Here is a 17,135-nt window from a genome sequence, read left to right as displayed (position 1 = left end):
GAACTTGGTTATAGCAATAAGGCGTATAAGCTAGGTGCCATAAGCGAAAAACACGGATTTGGAGTGACGACCTTTGAGTGAGAGAACATTCTGCGCCCAGGTATGCCGGAAGGAGCAAGAGCCTTTTATTGGTACCGCTGCCTATGTGGATGCTTGGTTGCTCATCGAATATACAGGAGCCTGGCAGAGGAGCGCTGTCTCATCCAGTGCCTTGCCAGAGGTTGTGAAGCAGTGGCTAAGCGAGCAAAATGAGGCTTTGCCACGTTTGCGCGTTCAGTTTATTAAACAACATTCGAAGCCCATTGACCACCCGACATGCTTTCTAGCATTCACGCGCAATGGGGACGCGCATCTCTATCGGTTTTCACTGGAGCACTATGAAGACCTGCTGACACTGGATCTCAACGATGTGATCCAGAATGAGCAGGCTTACCAGGCTTCATGCTATAATCAACCACTCTATCTTGTTTGCACACATGGCAAGCATGATAGCTGCTGCGCCAAGTTTGGCCTGCCGATCTATAACGAACTGGTTTCGTTAGCGGGAGAGCAGGTGTGGCAGAGCTCGCATGTCGGTGGCGATAAGTTTGCTGCCAATGTGCTGTGCTTCCCTCACGGCCTCTACTATGGATATGTGACACGTTCCGATGTCGCGCATATCGTTGAGCGCTACCAGCAACAGCAAGTCTATCTGGAGCGCTATCGCGGTCAGAGTTGTTATTCCCCCATTGTGCAGGCTGCTGAGTATTTTTTGCGCTCACAAACGGGTAATAGCGATTTGCAAGCGTTCCGTTTGCAAGAGATACGGTCCCCCCAAACGGATAATCCTCTTGTCTTTGTCTCCTTCCTAGAGGTTCTCTCCGGTCGCCTACATATGATTACTCTGGAACGTGAGGTACGTGAGGTAACCAGTTACAGCTCTTGCAAGGGATTGTGGGCGCACCCGGTTCCCTATTTCCATATGCGCCAGTATAGCATCATGGATAATCCGGCGTTAGTCTCGGCGCGATAATTGACTCAAAGTGAAGAATGGAAACCTTAAACTGATGAAGAAGCTTCTTACTATTTTTCCGATATGCATGTTGCTAGTTATATTATTTACCGCCTGTGGAGGGCAAACCTCGACAGGCTCTAATGGGCAGGGGAATGACTCGGGTGAGCGTGTAATCAAGCACGCGATGGGCGAAACAAAGGTTTCGGCACATCCTCAACGTGTGGTTGTTCTGGATACTGGTGAACTGGATGATGCTATCGCGCTTGGGGTAACTCCGGTTGGTGCAGTTTCAGCGCTCAAAGATAGCGGCTACATGAGCTATTTGCAGGATAAGACCAAGAATATTGTTAATGTCGGCACTATTTCGCAGCCTAATCTGGAGAAGATTGCTTCTCTTAATCCTGATCTGATCTTGAGCAGCAAGATGCGTCATGAAAGCATCTATGACAAGCTTTCTCAGATCGCTCCTACGGTCTTTAGCGTAGAGACTGGGGCACCCTGGAAAGAGAATTTCATGCTGTATGCGAATGCCTTAAACAAGGTTGCTGAAGCGAATGCACTCATGCAGCAATATAATCAGAAGATCGATACATTAAAGAGTAAACTTGGTGATAACCTTTCCAAGACACATGTTTCAATTGTACGTGTTCTCCCAGATCGTGTGCGCCTCTATATGCATCAGACTTTTATCGGTTCTATCCTTGATGATGCAGGCCTGCCTCGCCCCACCTCTCAGGATGCCCAGAAGAAGTTCGCTGAGGAAGTCTCATATGAGAACATTTCATCGATGGATGGCGATGTAATCTTCCTGTGCAATTATGGTGATAGCAAAGCGAAGCTTCAGGAACTGACAAACCAGCCTCAATGGCAGAAATTACAGGCCGTGAAGAACGGAAAAGTCTTCCAGGTCTCTGATGACCTCTGGATGCTTGGCATTGGCGTCGGTGCAGCAACCAAGGTTGTGGATGAGCTCACAACAGATTTGACGAAGTAGCGATGTCTGATATGCTGAAAGAGAAATCTGAGCTTGCTCATATTCACCCAGGGCAGCGTGAGAGGCGTACCACACCCTTTCGCCATGCTCCCTGGGTGGGGCTGCTTCTGGGCCTGGCTTTATTGCTCATCACATTGCTGCTTGCGCTTTGTCTCGGCTCGGTCTTCATTGATCCTCCAACCGCTTTCCGGGCACTCTTTGCTTTTGATGGCTCAACGGCTCAAGACATTGTTCGCAATCTACGCTTCCCTCGCGTGCTCATTGCTGTCTGTGTCGGGAGTAGCCTGGCAATAGCCGGGCTTTGATGCAAGTAGTGACAAAGAATCCACTTGCATCACCGAGCTTGATGGGCGTTAATGCCGGCGCAAGCTTTATGGTGGTCACGTATACCTTCTTTGTTGGCACCTCCTCCCTGGGTAACTATGTTTGGCTGGCGCTGGTGGGTGCTGCTGGTTCAGGTGCTCTGGTGTACCTGCTTGGTTCGTTGGGACGCCAGGGGATGACTCCTCTCAAATTAGTCGTCGCGGGATCAACTGTGTTAGCGCTCTTCTCGTCGTTGACTCAAGGGTTTCTGGTCATTCGCGAGAGCACGCTTGATGAGGTGCGTTTCTGGTTGGCTGGTTCGCTCGCGGGGCGCAATCCAGCTTTATTAGTTCAGGTATTGCCATATTTGCTGGTTGGTATAGGAATTGCACTCGTCTTTAGCCGTCAGCTCACGATCCTTAATCTAGGTGATGATGTCGCGCGTGGATTGGGGCAGCGCGTGGGTTTGGTGAAGGCTGTCGCGTCCCTGGCGGTTGTCCTGTTGGCTGGGGCTTCAGTCGCGATTGCTGGTCCGATTGGTTTTGTCGGGTTGGTGGTGCCACATCTGGTTCGCGCACTGGTGGGCAACAATTATCGTTGGGTACTCCCGTATTGCATTGTCTTTGGCGCGATCCTGCTTCTGGGCTCCGACATAATCGCGCGTGTAGTCATTCGTCCAGGTGAGGTCCCGGTTGGCGCGATAACTGCGCTTGTAGGGGCCCCCATCTTGATCTGGCTTGTGCGCAAGAAAGTGAGGCGTGCCTGATGCGTCATTGGTTGGTTCTCCGTTCTCCCTGGCCTCCCTTTTCATTTCGTGTCAGGGCTCGCTTTCCGTTGGTTATCCTCGCTCTCTTATTTTTAATCGTAGTGACATTGGTCTTTTCGGTCAGTGTTGGTGAGTATCAGGTCCCACCCCTGGCTGTGCTTGAGACCTTGCTCGGGAATGGAAGCCGAAGCTATACTTTTATCATCATGACATTACGCCTGCCACGCGCGTTGATTGCTATTCTGGTTGGTATGGGCTTTGCGGCGGCAGGGGCTATCTTGCAAGGGCTGACACGCAACCCCTTGGCCTCGCCCGACATCATTGGTATCAGTCATGGAGCAAGTCTGGCAGCGGTGAGCGTACTCATTCTCTTTAGCGGTATTGCTTTTGCCTGGTTACCACTCTTCGCGTTCGCGGGTGCTAGCCTCGCTGCTTTGCTTGTCTATTTGCTTGCCTGGAGAAGTGGGTCATCTCCTACTCGCCTTTTGCTTGTGGGTATTGGTCTGGGCGCAGTTGCCTCAGCGTTTGTACAGATTGTGTTGAGTATGTCCCAGGTCATACAGGTAGGACAGGCTATGACCTGGTTGGCAGGTAGTGTCTATGGTCGGAGTTGGGAGCAGTTTTGGATTCTGTTACCCTGGCTGGCGATCTTTCTAGGAATCGCGCTATTTATGAGTCGCCATCTAGATGCGCTTCAACTAGGAGATGATCTGGCGCGGGGACTGGGTAGCAATGTCGAGTGGCAGCGTGCTCTGTTATTGGTGGCGTGTGTGGGTTTAGCTGGTGGCTCGGTGGCGGTGGCTGGAACGATTGGCTTTGTTGGCCTGATGGCCCCTCACATTGCGCGTGTGCTCATTGGCCCTTCACACGGAGGACTGCTGCCAGTAGCGACGCTAGTAGGTGGCTTGATGGTTGTGGCGGCAGACCTGTTAGGACGTGTCCTTTTCCCGCCGATTGAGATTCCATGTGGTGTGGTTACCGCTGTTATCGGCGCACCCTATTTTATCTGGCTGCTGATACGCAGCAGATCATTTGCTTAAGCGTGTAACAAGCACTGTAATACTAGCCGGAAGGATTGCAAGGGGTATTAGCCCTTTCGTGTGCCTTCCTACTACTGTAGGCGGCGTTCGTGAGGCTGGCTGTTAAAAAATATACAAGGGTTGGAGGCCTGGAAACGTAATGAGTACACTTGAGGGTAGGAATATATCCGTCAATTTTGGTGAGGTGAAGGTATTAGAGGACCTGGCACTGCCCATTCCTGATGGGCAGATTACGGTGCTGGTGGGTAGTAATGGCAGTGGCAAGACGACTTTGCTGCGTGCGCTGGCACGGCTGCTCAAGCCAACGAAGGGCGTGGCTCTGCTTGAGGGTCGGGAAATCTTCAAGTACTCCTCAAAAGAGGTCGCGCGTCGCCTGGGAATTTTGCCTCAATCTCCGGTGGCTCCCGAGGGTCTGACGGTTCGTGAATTGGTTGCCCAGGGACGCTATCCCTATCAAAGCTGGTATCAACAGTGGTCGCGAGAGGATGAAGAACAGGTCGTGCGAGCGTTACAGATCACGAACATGCATGATCTGGCTGAGCGCCCACTCGACGCGCTTTCAGGTGGTCAGCGCCAGCGGGCCTGGATCGCGATGACGCTGGTGCAGAATACTCCCTTGTTGTTGCTTGACGAGCCAACAACCTATCTGGACCTTGCTCACCAGGTTGAGGTGCTTGACCTGCTCGATGATTTGAGTCACAATGAGCAACGGACTATTGTAATGGTATTGCATGACCTGAATCAGGCTTGCCGCTATGCCCATAATCTAGTTGTGCTGCATAAAGGAAGCATTGTCGCATCGGGCCACCCCTCAGAGGTCATGAGTGAAGAACTTGTCAAACAAGCCTTTGGGATTGAGTGCCAAATTATGCTTGATCCCTTAACCAATACTCCCCTTTGCCTGCCAATGAAGCGTCACTTGCAAGCTAAGCAACTTGCCTAGCCCGAGTATTGCATAATTATCCAGGCTTGTTTTTCGTATTTTTTCGGCACCGAACGCCTTTTGCTCTCTAAACACTACTCAGAGAGCAAAAGGCGTTCGTTTTTTAGCTTGTTGGGCTTGGATAATGATGAGTTTGTCATTATAGAGAAATGCTCCCCAAGAATAAGATGAGCTTAAAATGGGCTTGGTAAGGGCTTTGCACCCACTGTTGAATAATCTCGTACTCTGCCAAAAAGCTTGACAAAGTGACGAAGATAACGTTATCTTTCTTGTATATCTTATGCGCTTGCCTGTATTGCGGCAGTGTAAGCGGATGTTGCTGTCACCGCCCTCTTGTGACAGATGAGCCATACATGAATGTTTGTCGGTATATGGACGAAGGAGTACATATATGCAGCCAATGCATCGACGATCCTTCCTCAAAGCAGTTGGAGGTGCCACTGCTGGAGCTAGCCTCTTCCTAAGTGGTTGCGCGCCAGCGATCCTCACCGGAGCCAAGAAGACACTCAACTTCTGGGCGTTCTCTAGTACACGTACCCAATGGCAACAAAAAGCCTGGGAACTCTACAAGCAAGAGAAAAAGCCCGACTTCGAAATCAACTGGATGATTTTCCCCTTTCAGCAAATGCATGACAAAATTCTGATTACGGCCCTGGCTGGCTCGGGAGGGCCTGACATCGCCGACATCGAGATCGGGCAATTCGCGCGCTTCATTAAGGGCGATGTTATTTTCACGGACATGACCTCCAAGCTTCAGCAAATGGGGATCGCGGACCAGTTCTATCGCCCCTCGGCAACTGACCCCTGGTCCTGGCAAGGGAAGATCTATGGGATCGGCAATGAATTGAATGCCTGCCTTCTTAGCTATCGCTGGGACTTATTCGAAAAGGCAGGCATAAAAGCCCCTATCACTACCTGGGATGAGTTCGCGGAGGCGGGCCGTAACTACCACAAAGCGACAGGTAAATACTTCATTGATTTCCCCTTTAACGATTCGGGATACTGGTGGATCCAGACGCTTCAGGGCAAAGGTGGCTTTTTTGATGCCTCCGGCAAACCTATTTTTAATTCTCCTGAAGGCTTAAAGACGCTTAGTTACCAGAAGCAGGCCCTGGCTGAAGGCTGGGCCAGTATTCGTCCCGTTGGACAGGCGTACTGGGCCAAGGTTTCCGACGGAACATTTGCCTCGCTCATTGGCCCTTCCTGGAATTTCAGCGGATTTGTGCAGCAGAACTCGCCCGATACCGCCGGAAAATGGCTCTTACAACCATTGCCGTTATGGGAAGCGGGCGGCTCAAATACCGCGACCCAGGGGGGAACTGGCGTCGCTGTGCTTAAGACCTCTTCCTCTGTCGAGGAGGCGCTCGACTTTGTGCTCTATGAGCACTCAAGTGTTGAAGCCCTGCTGGGTGACTACAGTATCCGTCAGACGTGGCCTACTTTTAAGCCCGCGCTGGAGCAGGCGAAGCTAAGTGAGCCCTTGAAGTTCTTTAATAATCAGAGCGCGGGTGGCGTTATCAAAGAGGTTGCTCCTCAGATTAACAAGTGGTATAACTCGCCCTACTGGCCTGAGACCACAGATGCCTTTACGAGGCTCGCTCTCACCCCTTGTTTACAGCAAGCAGGTGTCTCACCCGCATCGGCGCTGAAAGCCGCTGATGGCGAGGCTACACGCATCATCAATTTCGAGACTGCTTAAAAAGCCCCTGAGATAACTGGCGTATGCCATGCCTAGAGGAGGTATGCTCATGACCCAGGTGCAGACCAGTGTGACAACGAACGCGCATCCAAGCGGTAGCTGGTGGCGTCGCAATCAACGTAAGCTTGCCCCCTATATCTTTATCTCACCCTTCTTCATTCTCTTCCTGGTGTTTGGGATCTATCCGATCCTCTATTCATTCTGGTTGAGTTTCTTCAAAGGCTTTGGCTTTGATAAGAAGACGTTCTTCGGACTTGGCAACTATATCTATCTCTTTCAGGACCCACGCTACTATACCGCCGTACTCAACACCACGAAGTACGCCCTTGGGAGCCTGTTTATTCTTACTCCCCTGGCTCTAATTGTCGCTCTGGCAATCAATTCCCTTTTTGTGCGCTGGAAGGGGATCTACCGCGTTGGACTCTTTTTTCCGGTCATTACCTCAACCGTGGTTATTACGGTTATCTTCGCGCGCGTCTTTGATACCCAGTATGGCTTGCTCAATGTAGCGCTGGGCTGGTTTGGTATCACGCCAGTAGGTTGGCTTACGGATCAGCCCGTTGTTATGCCTGCCTTTATTCTCATTGGTATCTGGACCTACATGGGCATCAACATTCTCTTCTGGATGGCGGGTCTGAATGCCATCAATAGGGAATACTATGAGGCGGCGATGATTGATGGCGCGAATCGTTGGCAAGCTTTCTGGCGTATTACGTTGCCACTGCTCAGACCGATCACGCTCTTCATTGTCATTCAGGCCATTATCGGCTCATATAATCTCTTTGCCGAGCCGTTGTTGCTTACAAGTGGTGGCCCTTCAGATGCATCACTGACAATTACGTTGTATGCCTATACTCAGGGCTTCCAGAACTTTAATGTCGGCTATGCGAGCGCTATTGCCTACTCGATGACGCTCTTGTTGCTCATCCTCTCCATCTTGAATATCAAGCTCTTTGGTGGCTATGGAAACGCTGCCTCCTCGGACGTCTCATGATAGCGCGACGGTTGGTGTTTTATGTCTTGCCGTTCTTCCGTGGCAAGGTGTTACAGAGAGGATTTCTTCATGGCAAGTATTGATACGACACTGCAAGAGGCGAAGCCACAGCTCTCGCCCGCCGCTCGTAATCGTCGTAGAGTATTCTTTACGGGATCGATTGTTATCAACCTTCTACTGCTTTTGCTGGTGATCCTGACGGTTATACCTTTTCTTTATATGGTGTTGAGCGCTTTCAAGCCAAACGCGGAGATCTTTGGTTCGCCGATCACGCTCTTCCCGCGCACTTTTACGCTGGATAATATGGGGGCTTTGCTCTCGCAATTTCCCTTCGCGCGTTGGATGTTGAATACTGCGATTACGGCATTTGGTGGTACCATCGTGTCGCTGCTCCTCAGCTCACTGGCAGGCTTTGCCTTCGCGAAGTATGATTTTCGGTTTAAGAATCTGCTCTTTACTTTGATGCTGGTAACGCTCCTTATCCCGCCTCAGGTGTTGCAAATACCGCAATTTGAGGTCATTCGTGAGCTGCACTGGTTCAACACGTATCAGGCTTTGATTGTTCCTCGCGCCGTTGGGGCTTTTGGCATCTTCCTGATGCGGCAGTATACGATGACAGTGCCGAATGAGATTCTGGATTCAGCGCGTGTAGATGGAGCATCCGAATTTACGATCTGGTGGCGCATTGTGCTGCCTCTGGTACGCCCAGGGCTGGCAGTTCTTGGTATCCTTACCTTTACCGGTCTATGGAACGACTTCTATTGGCCGCTGATCGTCACGACCGATCCATCTATGTTTGTTGCGAATCTGGGCATTGCTGCGCTTGTGGGACCCTATGACTACCAGTATGGGATTCTACTTTCGGGCGCTGTTCTAGCTTCTATTCCCATTATCCTGATGTTCCTTATCTTCCAACGCCAGTTCATCGCGGGTCTCACTCAAGGCGCTGTCAAGTGAGCCTGAGTGTGAATATATCGTGTAAATGAGGGGAAGCCCAGGTACGTACCTGGGCTTCCCCTCATTTACCTTACCTGTACTGAACCATGCCTATCACAATGGTCGCCATGCGGATGATGAAGTTCCCCATTGCATAGATAATCGAAGTGATCTCCATGGGGTACCTTTTCATCTCCACATGTATCATGCTTGCACTCACATTGAACTGGCGCACAGGTATCAGGATGCTGTTCGCTGACCTCGATGACATGTTCGTCATAATGCCCCTCATGTAGGTGATGTAAGTGCCCTTCATGAAGGTAATCTACGTGCCCCTCATGTTGCACTGCTGTATGACCGCAGTGTTCGTTGTGTTTGTGCTCATGCTCTGTATGAATGTTGTGCATTCCAGAATTCTCCCTGTCTATCACATAGCTCTCTGGATAACGAGGATGAATAGGTGTATGTGTGACGCCGCCTAATAGCCTGGAAACGCGCTTGGTGAAACCACGGATATATATAAATATAATACCGCCATCGGAATGAAATTTTTTGTCGATGCTCTCCCCTGCACTAGATGCCTAAAGTTCATAGGGTTACTGATGTAAATGCCCCTCTTGAGGTTGCCTATGGCTGTATAAAGAAAGAGGTAATGCTAGATATGGTTTTGTAGTGCTTAAGCTGCTTTAAGTTCAACATTTGTTTTTGTTTGTCTTAGGTGTGTGAGTGTATGTAAGGCCTTGAGACGCAAGGGGGAACTTTGTGAAGATTTCAGTCTGTACCAAGGTGATTGGGGTTATAGCCTTCAGCGCTTTTCTGGCTGTATTGATGCTAATTGTTTCGACACATTCAGCATCAGCAGCCAGCGCAAAGGCTACAAAAGCCACGAACGCACGCATCGAATGTTTTAGAGCCCCATGTCCTGGCCCAGTAGTGTACCGTCCGGCACCAGTAGTGTATCCGGTACCAGTAGTGTATCCAAGACCAGTAGTGTATCCAGTGCCAGTAGTGTATCCAAGACCAGTAGTGTATCCAAGACCAGTAGTGTATCCAGTACCGGTAGTGTATCCAAGACCAGTAGTGTATCCAGTACCGGTAGTGTACCGTCCGGCACCAGTAGTGTATCCAGTGCCAGTAGTGTATAATCCTGCGCCAGTGGTGTATTGATCAGCCCTAGCGGTATGGCTCTGCGCAATCTGGAACCACCGATTGGAGTGTGGTTGTGGAGGAATCGTGACAGGCACAACAGGAGGTTGGGGTTGTGACGGTTATGGCGACATTCCTACAGCGGTAGTTGCGCACTAGCTCAGACACATGATAAGCAAAGGCAGTTCCTGACCGCCAGGAAGCCAGGGGATTCGTTATCAAGCGAATGTCCTGGCTTCATACTTTATCTATTTAATCTCTTGCTGTTGTGGATAAAGGTGGAGGTTGGAGCCTTGCCTGGACAGGGACCTGGTGGATAAGCGACAATAGAAGGATGATATTAAAAGCTTAGTAACTGTGTAATTGAAGGGGGAATAAGCCCGTGCATAAATTTATTACCTGTATAGGAGAGTGTTTGATAGATTTCTTTCCGGTAGTGGAGGGGGAGGCAAGCCTGGGCTATGGCACGGACTTTCGGATGCATGCTGGCGGTTCTATTTTAAATGTTGCGGTCGCGCTCTCTCGTTTGGAGCAACCCTCTGCCTTTGTTTGTAAGGTCGCTGATGATTATTTTGGGCGCTACTTGCGTACCTATATGCAGGTAGAAGGCGTGAATACGAAGTTTCTTCTAGCGTCTCCAGGGACGCATAGCACCCTGGCTTTTGTCGCGATGGAGAATGGGCATCCGGCCTATAGCTTTTATAGCGAAGGATCGGCTGATACATTATTGACCGCGAATGAAATTGACGAAGCGCTCTATCGTGAGACGAAAATACTACATTTGGGTTCTATTAGCCTGCTAAATGGAACTACTCCAGAGGCGATTCTTAAGACGGCGCAACGCCTCAAAGACAAGGCTCTGATTTCGTTTGATCCCAATATTCGCCCCAATCTGATACATAATGAAGCGGTTTATCGCGATATGCTAGCGCGTATCTTCTCCCTTGCTGACGTCGTGAAGTGTAGCGATGCGGACCTTACTTGGCTCTATCCTGGTCGTTCAAGTGAGGAATGCCTTGCGGCTTTGCTGGCATTAGGACCAGCGCTGGTCGTGGTCACGCAGGGGGAACGCGGGGCGATAGCCGCGAGTGTGGGCGGCGCGCAAGGTCGAGTTGCCGCCTTCTCTGTGCCGGTGGTAGATACTGTGGGCGCGGGTGACGCCTTCTGCGCGGGACTGCTGACATGTCTGAGTGAGCCCGAATTGAGAACACGTGATGAGCTTGAAAGGATCTCAGGGGAAGTAATTGATGGGATGTTGCGCTTCGCGGCGGGTGTATCGGCTTTAAATTGCACACGGGCAGGTGCGAATGCTCCCAGGCGCACGGAGGTTGAGGACTTTCTACGCCGAGAATAACGCTTATTATCTGATCCAGCCACCGCTTTGCCCTCTTTTTATACTATAAGTATCAATGAGTTAGCCTCCTACCAGGAAGTGTAACTCATGCATAGTGAAACATCTATGCGGCATGCCTGATGATTGATTATCGTACTTCATGCTGATCAGTTTTCCAGGAGAGTAGAACTCATGGCAGAAGAGCATCGACGAGATGATGAGCAGAGGGAAGGACAGTTTGACCCGCAAATCAATGCCGCGCGTGAGGCGGCGGAGAATAAGATCAACCGTATCATCGACGACTTTGCCAAGAAGGTACCAGGTGGTGAGCAGTTTAAAGAGAAGGCGAAGGACATGGCTGGAGGCGCGCTCAATATGGTTCAGGATGAGGCTCGTAAGCGTTCGGGTGGTATTCTAGGGCAGGCTGGTAACGTCCTGAGTCGTCTCTTTGGTGGTTCGCGTAGTGAACGTTAACCTCCACATAAAAGCATTGTATACCGAAAGGCTTGCCGCTCTAAACGGCAAGCCTTTCGGTATACAAGTTACTCATACTTAAGTTATGAGTGTGAGTTGGTTGGAGTGACCTCTCGCTGGAGAGACCAATCCATGCCGAGTTGATGTAGTTGGGGGTGGATTAGGTTCGCGTTGACCAGGAGGTTGCGGTCACGCAGGATGCGCTCAGGCGTATCGTCTGCAAGGACGCGTCTCTCTTCGCCAAGTACTATAACGCGTTTGGCGATGGTGGGTACGATCTCTAGTTCATGCGTCGAAGTGATGATGGTTTTGCCTGCCTCTCCTAACTTGCGGATGAGGTTGATTAGCACCCATTTGGTGCGAGGATCAAGAGCCGCGGTTGGCTCATCGAGCAGGATAACGTCGGGGCGGAGCGAGAGAACCGAGGCAATAGCCGCTCTCTTCTTCTCGCCACCCGAAAGTTCAAAAGGCGCACGTCGGGCAAGGTGCATGATCTCCATTTGCGTTAGTGCTTCCTCGCAACGCTCCTGGACCTCGCTTACGGAAAGCCCCAGTTGGAGTGGTCCAAAGGCCACATCATCAAAAACGGTCGCGCTAAAGAGCTGAATATCGGGGTCCTGGAAAACGAGCCCCACCTCCTGATGGAAGGTAAAGGCGTCCTTGCCAGCAGCGACAGACTTGATATCACGCCCCATTACCTGCATCGCACCTTCCGTGGGAGCGTAAATCCCATTCAGCAGTTTGAGGAGCGTAGATTTGCCGCTACCGTTGGCTCCCAGTAGCGCAACCTGCTCGCCACGATTGATATCCAGGTCAATACCGTCAAGGACTGCTTGCTGATGATGATAGGCATACCGTACGCCGCGCAGGTGAAATGCTGGCGCTTCTGATAAGTGCGAAATAAGCGTGTTCATATGAGATAGCCTCCGAGAAAGAAAACCAGAAGTGCCAGGCCACTTGCCAGCGAGAGCGCCATCCAGTCATTAATGTGCATATGATAGCGCTGATGAGTGTGGATGGTACCTTTAAAGCCGCGCGCCATCATCGCAGCGTAAACATCGTTACTCATACGAAACGAGCGATGCATCAGCACACCAATTGAAGCACTGATCCATTTGCGCTGTCCATGTCCACTCAGGCGACCTACAGTGCGACTTTTACGCGCCTCGAACATACCGTTAGCGGTATGCAGAAAGAGAAAGATGTAGCGGTAGGTCATGGAAAGTAGCAGCGTGAAGACCTGGGGGACGCGCAGGATCTGCAAACTTTTGAGGATATCGGCCCAGGCTGTAGTGAGGATGAGGAGTATAGCAAGCGAGACCGAAACACCTACGCGAGCCACAAAGACCAGACCGCTTAGAATACTGGCAGGCGTGGGACCAAATTGCCATGCCCCAAGCGGCACATCGAAGAGGCGTGGTCCAAATGGCACTAGAAAGATAGAAGGCAGAATGACGACGCCAGCGAAGAAAGGGATACCCATCCAGACGCGGCGCACGAAGAAATCAAAGGGGATCTGACTACCCCGCGCCACCAGCAGTAGCATCAGGTAGAAGGCGAGAAGGATCACCAGTGAATGTGCCAGACTGGCTGCTAGAACTGTGACCAGGAACATGCCGAGCTTCGCCCGTGGATCGAGCTTCTGGAGCCATCCGGGCTTGTGAGCATGTTCTTCTGTGAAGACCGCTCGTTCAAGCGTGCTGGAGATGCCGCTAATAGTTTGCTCAATCCAGCCAAGCTGGCGCTTGCGTTCCCTGGTTGTTGGTGGCTGAGTAGATACAAGCATGATCTGGTTCTCTATTCCTTTAACTGTTTGTCTCGCTAGCTGGGGTCGCTTGCCGCGTTTCTACTGGCTCCGAAGGTGCGGCGCGCAGGCGCTTTAAAAGTGTGAGCAGGCCAAAGACGATTCCGCCTAGCAACAAGATACCGATGATTCCTGAAAGTTCATACCCTATCGCTGCATGCCAGAGCGGAGCATTGGCATCAGAAAAGAAAGGGAGGGGGATATTATAGCCCGCGAGCGGCGCGCTAAAGATGCCTTCAAGCTGTTGCAGCCCTTTCGGTACATAGTGGAAGACCTGCTCAACGTCCTCTGAACTTCCTTCACCAAAGGCGATACCTGGCGTGATGAGCCCCAGTGGCGCGATAATCGCAATCGCCAGGAAGGCTGTTCCAACGTTACGTATAGAGCTCGGTAGCAAGAACCAGCCCAGTGGGACCAGCACTAGAGCCAGGATAAGCACTATCAGCAGCATCATACCTACATCAGCCCAGTTGACGCTACTCCAATCCGCGCCGAAGAGATGTGTGATACTGCCCCCACTAGTCGCGAAACCGGCGATGAGCAAGACCACGATGATACCAACGGCAGCAGCACTATAGATTTGCCATTGCGGCATCCTGGTTTGCTCGCCTCTCTCGACGTTTCCTCCTGATACAAAGGCGCGGAGCGAGGTGAGGAAATATGGGTGATTCTTCTGAATATAGGCCAGCCCGAGAGCGGTAACCAGACCCTCTACTAGTGCTGCGCCAAAGAGATGCGAGAGAAGCATGGCGGGGAGTGTGGCTTCAAGCCCGTAGGGGCTATAGAGTGGTCTTCCGCCTTCGGAGAAGAGCAGCGGCTGTACTCCTAACTCAACACCAACCGCCACCGCCGCGACTGTAATCGCCAGATATGAAGCGATACCAGCAGCCCATATGCGTCTCACCGAGAGCAGCGGTGAACGACCTGCGATCAGGCGATAGAAGAAATATCCCATAAAAGGAAGGAGGATACCCATATTGAGGCAATTAGCAAAAATTGCGAGCACTCCACCATCCCCGAAGAAGAGAGCCTGGATAATCAAGGCAATACTGACGCCAATGACCGCCGCCCAGGGCCCAAGCACGATAGCCATTAATGTTCCTCCAACAGCGTGTGCCGTTGTGCCACCAGGAACGGGGATGTTGAACATCATAATGGTAAATGAGAACGCCGCGAAGATAGAGAGCAGCGGGATCGTCCGATTATTAAGCACTGAGCGTACACGGTGCGCGGCGAGGGCCCAGGTTGGAATGGTAAGTACACCTGTGCTCAGTGAGAAGACGGGGCTAAGATAACCGTCGGGTATATGCATTAAAAACCTCCGTACAAGTGCAAATAGCTGCTTCTTGCGTAGAATGAACATGCTCCAGAGGATGAATTGCAGCGATACAATGTGTTTCTGCTAAATATTTGTTATTGCAAATGATTTGCAATAAGCAGTGTACAACCCATGAGCCGCGCATGTCCAGTGCTTGAACGTAAGAATGTGTGGTTGATATTAGAGTTATTCTTCTTGTGGTTGGAGGAGACGGTATTTATGTTCTAGCATGAGAGTGCGAAGCGGTAGCGCTCGAACGCTGATAATCCAGAGAATAGAATGAGAAAAATATTTGGCACGCCATTTGTTGCATTAGTGTGGATTGAGAGATAACCATCTCAATCATTTTCTATTGAGGATCGGCATGTTGACAGATGTTTGAAGATGAATGAAACGTTTTGACATGCAATGGATTCTTAGGGTATAGTACTAAAAGAAGTTATATGCTTTAAGCTATGAAGTGGTATATTGCAATATTGTATATTTGAGAAGCGGCTAGAGGCATATTGTAGACTTGATCCAAGCTTGAGCGAAAGGATGCAATGTCTTTGATGAAAGTGAGCATTGAGCAGCAGTATCTAGTACGAGGCGAAGCGTTTGGGGCGCGAGGGTGTTCTGGTTGTACCTGCGACCCATGCGATTGCAATCCTTGCAACTGTGGCGATGGTGTGGCGATTCCGCGCTGGCGCGTGAGTGGCTATGCGCCGTCTCATGGCAGTGTGGAGGCGTTTGATGTGTCTGGATTGTTTATTCTCTCTCTCGCTCAGCCTCGTGTGGAAGGTGGCGTCTGGCAGGAGGTCTTGCTGGTAGACAATAAGGCCAGCGTCAAGCAGATTGCGGCGTTACTGATCGCCTTTGAATCACGTCTGGAGAGTATGCCCGCTGAGATTGCTTCGTCTTCGCATCGACGCCAGCGTTCGGTGTACATGGTTCCGATGCAATATCGTAAGAATGAACGTGGAGGGTGGCTAGAAGTTAACCATGCGTCTGAAGTTTCCATACCTGTCCGCGAGGATGTAGATAGCTTGCTCATCACCTGGCGTTACGCAGGCCCGATGGCATCACGCGGTCGCTTCCATTTTTCGTCATAGCTCCTCAATGCAATAAAGACGACGACATCAGCACCGATGTCGTCGTTTCATCTGTCGCCAATGGACTTAGGCCTGGATCGTGTATGGCTCAGCACTCCCAATGATATGCTTCACCTTCTCAAGCTCGCCCTCGATCTGGGCGAGTGTTACTTGCTCTGGCGCGTAGCGTATCACAACCGCTTTCGCGGGAACATCAGTTTGAACAATCTCCACACCAGGCAGATTGGTTATCGCGTTCGTGACCTTATTCATGCAGCCCTGACAGCCAATTTTCGGCAGGGTTAATTTCGTTGTCTCTTGCATAAGTTGCTCCTTAAATATGTTTTCTACCGCCCACTTTCTATGGGTTGCTATCGACAAGAGGGTGAGGTATGCATAGCTTCATATTTTTTAGTGTACAGGTAGGTGCATAGATAAAACGTGCCATACCGATGTTCTTACATGTAGTATAGCGTAGAGTGTGATGGATGCCTATTAGGAGAGAACCTGAATTTCTTGGTGATATTGAAAGAAGCGAGTAAGTAGATTACTATGAGGCCCGCTACTTACTCGCTTCTTAGGGTGTTTGACCTTGCAATCAGGCGTGTGAGTGTGGATGGCTATGGGTGTGACTGTGGGCTTGAGGTGCTGAGAGCGTGGTGAGTAGTATGCGGCGCTGCTCTCGCGGGGTGTTTATCTGCTGTTCCAGCCAATTGATTATTTCTGGGAGGCCGGTTCCCACCTGCATATTGGTAAAGATAAAAGGCCGCTCTCCGCGCTGGATGGTAGCATCACGGCGCATGACCTCAAGTGACGCTCCCACATAGGGCGCGAGATCGATCTTGTTGATGAGAAGCAGATCTGAGCGGCAGATGCCGGGTCCCCCCTTACGCGGGATCTTATCGCCGCCTGAGACGTCAATCACATAGATTGAGACATCGACCAGTTCGGGGCTGAAGGCGGCGGCAAGATTGTCTCCGCCACTCTCGACAAAGATCAGTTCCAGCCCTGGAAGGGTCTCTTCTAGCTCCTCTATCGCCTCCAGGTTCATTGAGGCATCCTCACGGATGGCGGCATGGGGGCAACCTCCGGTTTCGACGCCTCGGATGCGTTCGGGTGGGAGTGTTCCCTGGCGCAGCAGGAATTCGGCATCCTCTCGTGTATAGATATCGTTGGTAACAACGGCGAGATTGTAGCGCGAAGATAGAAGTTTGCTGAGTCGATCAAGCAGAGCTGTTTTTCCGCAGCCAACGGGCCCGGCAACGCCTACGCGAAAAGCGCGAGGTGTAATAGTTTGTGACATACTCCAATTCCACTACCT

The 17,135-nt window shown here is 51.0% G+C and carries 17 protein-coding genes and 1 pseudogene; 11 read left to right on the top strand and 7 right to left on the bottom strand.

The window, feature by feature from the left end:
• Positions 1–73: 73 nt before the first annotated feature.
• The 8 genes and pseudogenes from K3T82_RS03175 to K3T82_RS03135 all read left to right on the top strand — a co-directional run bounded on the left by K3T82_RS03175 (position 74) and on the right by K3T82_RS03135 (position 8,690).
• Positions 74–1,012, top strand: a complete 939-nt coding sequence (locus K3T82_RS03175) for a sucrase ferredoxin (RefSeq protein ID WP_220192047.1) — start codon at positions 74–76, stop codon at positions 1,010–1,012.
• Positions 1,013–1,046: 34 nt separating this feature from the next.
• Positions 1,047–1,988: an ABC transporter substrate-binding protein gene (locus K3T82_RS03170; protein WP_220192046.1), complete on the top strand. Its 942-nt coding sequence runs from the start codon at positions 1,047–1,049 to the stop codon at positions 1,986–1,988.
• 2 nt (positions 1,989–1,990) lie between these two features.
• Positions 1,991–3,057: pseudogene (locus K3T82_RS03160) on the top strand (FecCD family ABC transporter permease).
• Positions 3,057–4,097 carry a FecCD family ABC transporter permease gene (locus K3T82_RS03155; protein WP_220192043.1) on the top strand — a complete coding sequence of 347 codons (1,041 nt, stop codon included), beginning with the start codon at positions 3,057–3,059 and terminating at the stop codon, positions 4,095–4,097. The pseudogene K3T82_RS03160 and the gene K3T82_RS03155 overlap by 1 nt, the downstream one beginning before the upstream one ends.
• Positions 4,098–4,236: 139 nt before the next feature.
• Positions 4,237–5,040 carry an ABC transporter ATP-binding protein gene (locus tag K3T82_RS03150; RefSeq protein WP_220192042.1) on the top strand — a complete coding sequence of 268 codons (804 nt, stop codon included), beginning with the start codon at positions 4,237–4,239 and terminating at the stop codon, positions 5,038–5,040.
• Positions 5,041–5,431: 391 nt separating this feature from the next.
• Complete coding sequence (locus K3T82_RS03145) at positions 5,432–6,739, top strand: ABC transporter substrate-binding protein (RefSeq protein ID WP_220192041.1); 1,308 nt, start codon at positions 5,432–5,434, stop codon at positions 6,737–6,739.
• A gap of 49 nt (positions 6,740–6,788) precedes the next feature.
• Positions 6,789–7,733 (top strand): carbohydrate ABC transporter permease, encoded by a 945-nt coding sequence (locus K3T82_RS03140; protein WP_220192040.1) that lies wholly within the window; start codon positions 6,789–6,791, stop codon positions 7,731–7,733.
• Between the two features lie 69 nt (positions 7,734–7,802).
• The gene (locus tag K3T82_RS03135; protein ID WP_220192039.1) at positions 7,803–8,690 is read left to right on the top strand and encodes a carbohydrate ABC transporter permease; all 888 of its coding nucleotides are present in this window, start codon (positions 7,803–7,805) and stop codon (positions 8,688–8,690) included.
• 65 nt (positions 8,691–8,755) lie between these two features.
• Here K3T82_RS03135 and K3T82_RS03130 read toward each other — a convergent pair whose 3' ends face one another.
• Together K3T82_RS03130 and K3T82_RS03125 are read right to left on the bottom strand one after the other, a co-directional pair.
• Positions 8,756–9,076, bottom strand: coding sequence for a hypothetical protein (locus K3T82_RS03130; RefSeq protein ID WP_220192038.1), 321 nt, complete (start codon positions 9,074–9,076; stop codon positions 8,756–8,758).
• 500 nt (positions 9,077–9,576) lie between these two features.
• Complete coding sequence (locus K3T82_RS03125) at positions 9,577–9,864, bottom strand: hypothetical protein (RefSeq protein WP_220192037.1); 288 nt, start codon at positions 9,862–9,864, stop codon at positions 9,577–9,579.
• 333 nt (positions 9,865–10,197) lie between these two features.
• Here K3T82_RS03125 and K3T82_RS03120 point away from each other — a divergent pair, with 333 nt between their 5' ends.
• The gene (locus K3T82_RS03120) at positions 10,198–11,169 is read left to right on the top strand and encodes a carbohydrate kinase family protein (protein ID WP_268886617.1); all 972 of its coding nucleotides are present in this window, start codon (positions 10,198–10,200) and stop codon (positions 11,167–11,169) included.
• 171 nt (positions 11,170–11,340) lie between these two features.
• Positions 11,341–11,622, top strand: coding sequence for a hypothetical protein (locus K3T82_RS03115; RefSeq protein WP_220192035.1), 282 nt, complete (start codon positions 11,341–11,343; stop codon positions 11,620–11,622).
• Positions 11,623–11,705: 83 nt separating this feature from the next.
• On the opposite strand, the gene K3T82_RS03110 is transcribed toward K3T82_RS03115, so the two are convergent.
• From K3T82_RS03110 to cbiM, 3 genes are read right to left on the bottom strand one after another with little or no spacing between them, the layout of a single operon-like run.
• Positions 11,706–12,536 carry an energy-coupling factor ABC transporter ATP-binding protein gene (locus K3T82_RS03110; protein WP_220192034.1) on the bottom strand — a complete coding sequence of 277 codons (831 nt, stop codon included), beginning with the start codon at positions 12,534–12,536 and terminating at the stop codon, positions 11,706–11,708.
• Positions 12,533–13,408, bottom strand: a complete 876-nt coding sequence (cbiQ, locus tag K3T82_RS03105; RefSeq protein WP_220192033.1) for a cobalt ECF transporter T component CbiQ — start codon at positions 13,406–13,408, stop codon at positions 12,533–12,535. Before cbiQ ends, K3T82_RS03110 begins: the two co-directional genes overlap by 4 nt.
• Before the next feature lie 19 nt (positions 13,409–13,427).
• On the bottom strand, positions 13,428–14,738 hold the full coding sequence (gene cbiM, locus K3T82_RS03100) for a cobalt transporter CbiM (RefSeq protein ID WP_220192032.1): 1,311 nt from the start codon (positions 14,736–14,738) through the stop codon (positions 13,428–13,430).
• Between the two features lie 557 nt (positions 14,739–15,295).
• Between cbiM and K3T82_RS03095 the strand changes: the two genes are divergently transcribed.
• The gene (locus K3T82_RS03095) at positions 15,296–15,835 is read left to right on the top strand and encodes a hypothetical protein (protein WP_220192031.1); all 540 of its coding nucleotides are present in this window, start codon (positions 15,296–15,298) and stop codon (positions 15,833–15,835) included.
• Between the two features lie 66 nt (positions 15,836–15,901).
• On the opposite strand, the gene K3T82_RS03090 is transcribed toward K3T82_RS03095, so the two are convergent.
• Both K3T82_RS03090 and ureG read right to left on the bottom strand, forming a co-directional pair.
• Complete coding sequence (locus K3T82_RS03090; RefSeq protein WP_220192030.1) at positions 15,902–16,138, bottom strand: heavy-metal-associated domain-containing protein; 237 nt, start codon at positions 16,136–16,138, stop codon at positions 15,902–15,904.
• 274 nt (positions 16,139–16,412) lie between these two features.
• Positions 16,413–17,117, bottom strand: coding sequence for an urease accessory protein UreG (gene ureG / locus K3T82_RS03085; RefSeq protein WP_220192029.1), 705 nt, complete (start codon positions 17,115–17,117; stop codon positions 16,413–16,415).
• Between the last annotated feature and the right edge of the window lie 18 nt (positions 17,118–17,135).

Origin of the sequence: Ktedonospora formicarum, assembly GCF_016587355.1 — a bacterium.
Lineage (GTDB): Bacteria > Chloroflexota > Ktedonobacteria > Ktedonobacterales > Ktedonobacteraceae > Ktedonobacter > Ktedonobacter formicarum.
This window is presented reverse-complemented; position numbering and strand designations above follow the sequence as displayed.